Genomic DNA, 4914 nt, shown 5'->3' on the forward strand with positions numbered 1-4914 from the left:
CCAGGCGTCGTAGTCCTGCCGTGCGGCGGGCTCTGCGCGCCGGATCGAGCCCGCGGGCGCATAGGCCTGCGCCGTGCCGGTCAGGTTCGGCAGGTGCGGCTTCTCCCAGGTCTTGCGGGCGACGGGGCGCTCGGTCGGCGGCTCGTCCCAGGTGTGGTGCAGCCAGCCATGCCAGTCGGGGCTCACGCGGCTGGCCTCGGCCTCGCCGTTGTAGATGACCCAGCGCCGCTTGCCGTCCTTCGAGCGGTAGAAGACGTTGCCGTTCTCGTCCTCGCCCACCTTCACGCCGTGGCGCGCGGTGAAGATCTGCGTGCCGAGGGTCTGGCCGTTCCACCAGGTCACAAGGCGCTTGATGAAGCTCAGCATGTGTCGTCGCCTCCGATGGGGCCGTCCCGGCCTCGTCCGCTCGGCCCACCCTATGCCTCAAGCGGCAGGGCAGGTCCAGTGCGCCGGATGGCACCCGGTGTCGCGGCGCGCGGGGCGGCCGGGCGTTCCGGCCAAGGCGCCCGCGCGCGTCCGGGCGTTCCGCCGATGCGTGCGGGCCGGGAAGACCGGACTGCCGCCGCTGACCCCGCGCACCGCCCGGCCCTATCCGCCGCGCGCACTCGCGCGCCCGTTGTTCCGGGGGCGCGCTTGCCCTAATGCTGCACGAAACCACCGGATGAGGGAGGAATTCACCATGACCGACGGCCCGAGCTACGGCTTCGACACGCTCCAGATCCATGCGGGCGCCCGCCCCGACCCGGCCACGGGCGCGCGGCAGACGCCGATCTACCAGACCACCGCCTACGTCTTCCGCGACGCCGAGCACGCCGCCGCCCTCTTCAACCTCCAGGAGGTGGGCTACATCTACTCGCGCCTGACGAACCCGACCGTCGCCGTCCTGCAGGAGCGGATCGCGACGCTCGAGGGTGGCGTCGGGGCCGTCTGCTGCTCCTCCGGGCACGCGGCGCAGATCATGGCGCTCTTCCCGCTGATGGGGCCCGGCCGGAACGTCGTGGCCTCGACGCGCCTCTACGGCGGGACGGTCACGCAGTTCAGCCAGACGATCCGCCGCTTCGGCTGGTCCGCGAAGTTCGTCGACTTCGACGATCTCGACGCGGTCCGCGCCGCCATCGACGAGGACACGCGCGCCGTCTTCTGCGAGGCGATCGCCAACCCCGGCGGCTACATCACCGACCTGCCCGCCATCGCCGACATCGCGGACGCGGCCGGCCTGCCGCTGATCGTCGACAACACTTCGGCGACCCCCTACCTGTGCCGCCCGATCGAGCACGGCGCGACGCTGGTGGTGCATTCCACGACGAAATACCTCACCGGCAACGGCACCGTGACGGGCGGCTGCATCGTCGATTCGGGCCGCTTCGACTGGTCCGCCTCCGACAAGTTCCCCTCGCTCAGCCAGCCCGAGCCCGCCTATCACGGCCTGAAGTTCCACGAGACCTTCGGGCCGCTCGCCTTCACCTTCCACGGCATCGCCATCGGCCTGCGCGACCTCGGCATGACGATGAACCCGCAGGCGGCGCATTACACGCTGATGGGGATCGAGACGCTGTCGCTGCGGATGGAGCGGCACATCGAGAACGCGGTGAAGATCGCCACCTGGCTCGAGAACGATCCGCGCGTGGACTACGTGACCTACGCCGGCCTGCCGTCGTCGCCCTACCGCGACCGCGTCGCCCGGATCTGCCCCAAGGGCGCCGGCGCGCTCTTCACCTTCGCGGTGAAGGGCGGCTACGAGGCCTGCGTCAAGTTCGTCGACGCGCTCGAGATCTTCAGCCACGTCGCGAACCTCGGCGACACGCGGAGCCTCGTCATCCACTCGGCCTCGACCACGCACCGGCAGCTCTCGCCCGAGCAGCAGAAGGCCGCGGGCGCGGCGCCGAACGTGGTGCGGCTGTCGATCGGGATCGAGGATGCGGACGACCTGATCGCCGATCTCGACCGCGCGCTCTCGGCCGCGACGGCCTGACCCGCGGCCTGCGCCGGGCCGCGGTTATCCACAGGTTTCGGGACTTATCCACAGATCGCGGGCCACCCGGCAACGGGCTGGCCCGCAAGGCTTTTTCTACCGGCGAATCCGGGCTAGACTGAAATCCGCCGATATGGGGGCTGCGACGCCGGGAACATGTTTTCCCCGTCGCACGCTTCCTATATGGAGGAACGATTGTCGGGCGCGGGCCCGGCAGAGACGGCAGAGGTCGGCCTTGACGGTACATTTGGCCCTATTGATCACGTCCGACGGGATCGCGCTTGCCCACAGGCAGCGCGCCGGGCACTGGACGATCCTCGGCGACGCGGCCTTCGCGGCCCCGGACCTCGACTCGGCGATGGCCGGGCTGCGCGCGCAGGCCGATGCACGCGAGGGCGAGGGCGCGGCCGCGATCCTCGTGCTGCCGGACGACCAGATCCTCTACACCTCGCTGACCGCGCCGACCTCCGACCCCGAGATCACCGCCTTCCGCATCGAGGAGGGGCTCGAGGGCCTGACGCCCTATGCGGTCTCGGAACTCGTCTACGACTGGCGCGCGGTCGAGTCGGACCGCGTGAAGCTCGCCGTCGTCGCGCGCGAGACGCTGGACGAGGCGCGCGGCTTCGCGGCCTCGCACGGCTTCACCGCGGCGGGCTTCGGCGCGATGCCGCCGCAGGAGCGTTTCCCCGGCGTGCCGCTCTTCGATCTTTCGCCCGAGGCGCATGGCCTGAGCTTCCCCGAGGAGGGCATCGCCTTCGGCCCGGACACCTGGCCCGACGCGCCCGAGCCTGAACCCGAGGCGGAGGCGGAACCCGAGCCCGGGGAGGCTGCCGCCGGGACCGACGCGCCTGCCGGAGAGGCGCACGCGGACGAGCCACAGGCGGACGAGGCCGAAGCCGCGGCGCCCGACGCCGGGGACGAGGCCCCCGAGCCGGAGGCGGAGGAAGCGACCGCTGAGGGCGAGGAACCCGACGAGCCCCCCGCGGAGGAGGAAGACGCCGCCGAAGCGCAACCCGAGCATCCTGAAGCCGAGGCGGAGGCCGAGGAGGCCGACCGCGACCCCGAGGAGGTTCTCGCCGCCGCGGCCGAGCGCGGCAGGGCGTCCCCGGCCTTCGAGACGGCCCCCGGCCACGAGGCTCCGCCGCTCGAGGACTGGGCGCTGTCGGGGCCCGTGGCCCCGCTCGAGACGGATGACGACCTGCCGCCCGCGCCCTCCGCAGCGGTCCTTGCCGCGCGCAAGGCGAGCGAGGCCTTCGGACGCGGCGAGGCGGCTCCGGCCTTCTCCACGCGCGGCGAGCCCGTCCCCGCCCGCGAGGACGAGGACACGCAGGAGACACCGCGCCGCTCGCGGATCGGCGGCCTCTCGGCGGGCGGCGTCGCGGAGGACGAGGACGACGCCGCGGCCCGCGGCGCGCGCAACCCGTTGGCGGAACGGCTGTCGCGTGTGCGCGACGTCAGCCGCGAACGGCCGAGGGAGCCCGCCGCGCAGGACCCCGACGCGGCGCTCCGCCCGGCGCCCCGTCGTGAGGATGGCCGCACCGTCAAGCCGGTCGTTCCGCCGCGCGGACGCCTCGGCGCAGCACCGGCGGAACCGCCCCGCAAGGGCCGCCTCACGGGCTTCGTCGCACCGCCGACGGAGGCCGGACCGGCGACGGAGCCGGGCGGCGCCCGGCGCACGCTCGGCGACCGGCTTTCGGGCTTCATCTCGCGCGGACGGGAAGAGGCGGCGGCGGAACGCTCCACCGAGGCCCCCGGACGGCTGACCGCGCTCGGCGACGCGCTGCGCGCGGAGGACGCGCCCGACGACACCCGCACGCCCGCCCCCGGCCAGACCGGAGCCGGGGACAGCAACCTCACCACCGGCCTTCTCGGGCGGAACCCCGATCAGGGCACCGGCCGGTCCTTCCGCACCGGGCTCCTGCTGACGGTGATCCTCCTGATCCTGCTGGCCGCCATCGCGGTCTGGTCGGCGCTTTTCCTGCCCGACAGCCCGGTCGCACGCCTCTTCGGCAGCGCGGAGGTGGCGACCGAGGACCCCCTCGACGCGCCCGCGGCGCCCCAGGCGATCACCGCGCCGCCCGCCATCGGGGAAATCGCGGAGGTGGACGTCCCGCCCGGCCGCCTTCTGGACGAAGAGCCGGCCGCGAGCGCGGCGGCGCCGGCCGAACCCGCGCCCGAGCCGCCGGTCGAGCCGCTGATGGAGGACGAGGCGGCGGCCGACGGCGTCGAATTCGTCCTTCCGACCGAGGAGACGGCGACGGCCCTCGCCCCCGGCCCGCCCGAAGCCGGCGCGGCCGATGCCGGTGCGACCGATGCCGTTGCCGGCGCCGCCGAAGCCGATGCGGTTGCGGCCGACGCGCCCCAGGTGGCCGAGGTGGCCGAGGCGCCCGCCCCGGTGCCGCCGCTGCCGCCCCTGCCGGAGGCCGACCTTCCGTCGGTCGAGCAGGCCACCGCGGATTACGAGCAGTTCGGCATCTGGCAGCTTCCGCCCGAGCGGCCCGACCTCGAGCCGCTCGACACGCTGTCGGACCTCACGATGGCCTCCGTCGACAGCACCGTGGGCGCGCTCGACGCCGTCTCCCTCGCGCCGCCGCGCGTCGATCCCGCCGAGGGCTTCGCCCGCGTGCCGCCGCCGCCGCCCTTCGGAGAGCGGCCCCAGACGAACGCAGCCGGCCTCGTCGTGGCGACGCCCGAGGGCGTCGTGACGCCCGACGGGGTCCGCGTGACCGCCGGCAGCCCGCCGGTCCTGCCGATCCCCCGCCCGGGAGAGGCCGTGCTGCCCGAGCCGCCGCCGGTCTTCTCGATCGAGGACGCGATCCTCGGCACCTTCCGCCCGACGCCGCGCCCCGACGACCTCGGCGCGGTGGAGGCCCCCGCCCTGCCGAACGCCGAGCCGGAAACCGCGCGCGCCTCGCTCGCGCCGCAGCCCCGCGCGCTGACCG

At 74.1% G+C, this 4914-nt stretch carries 3 protein-coding genes; 2 read left to right on the forward strand and 1 reads right to left on the reverse strand.

Going from position 1 to position 4914, the window contains the following annotated elements; all coding sequences use genetic code 11:
* Positions 1-363, reverse strand: a 363-nt coding sequence (locus ACTS11_RS07440; protein ID WP_442639698.1) for an NADH:ubiquinone oxidoreductase subunit NDUFA12, incomplete at its 3' end; no start/stop codon positions are given.
* A gap of 316 nt (positions 364-679) precedes the next feature.
* On the opposite strand from ACTS11_RS07440, the gene ACTS11_RS07445 reads away from it, so the two are divergent.
* Both ACTS11_RS07445 and ACTS11_RS07450 read left to right on the forward strand, forming a co-directional pair.
* Positions 680-1972: an O-acetylhomoserine aminocarboxypropyltransferase/cysteine synthase family protein gene (locus tag ACTS11_RS07445; RefSeq protein WP_442639696.1), complete on the forward strand. Its 1293-nt coding sequence runs from the start codon at positions 680-682 to the stop codon at positions 1970-1972.
* A 256-nt stretch (positions 1973-2228) separates the two neighbouring features.
* A partial coding sequence (locus ACTS11_RS07450; protein ID WP_442639697.1) for a hypothetical protein occupies positions 2229-4914 on the forward strand: 2686 nt, incomplete at its 3' end.

This window comes from Roseicyclus sp. (genome assembly GCF_052168335.1).
GTDB lineage: Bacteria > Pseudomonadota > Alphaproteobacteria > Rhodobacterales > Rhodobacteraceae > Roseibacterium.

What these genes read in the sequence shown, in the direction of transcription:
- ACTS11_RS07445 (WP_442639696.1), top strand. Translation starts at nt 680, where the DNA reads ATGACCGACGGCCCGAGCTACGGCTTCGACACGCTCCAGATCCATGCG.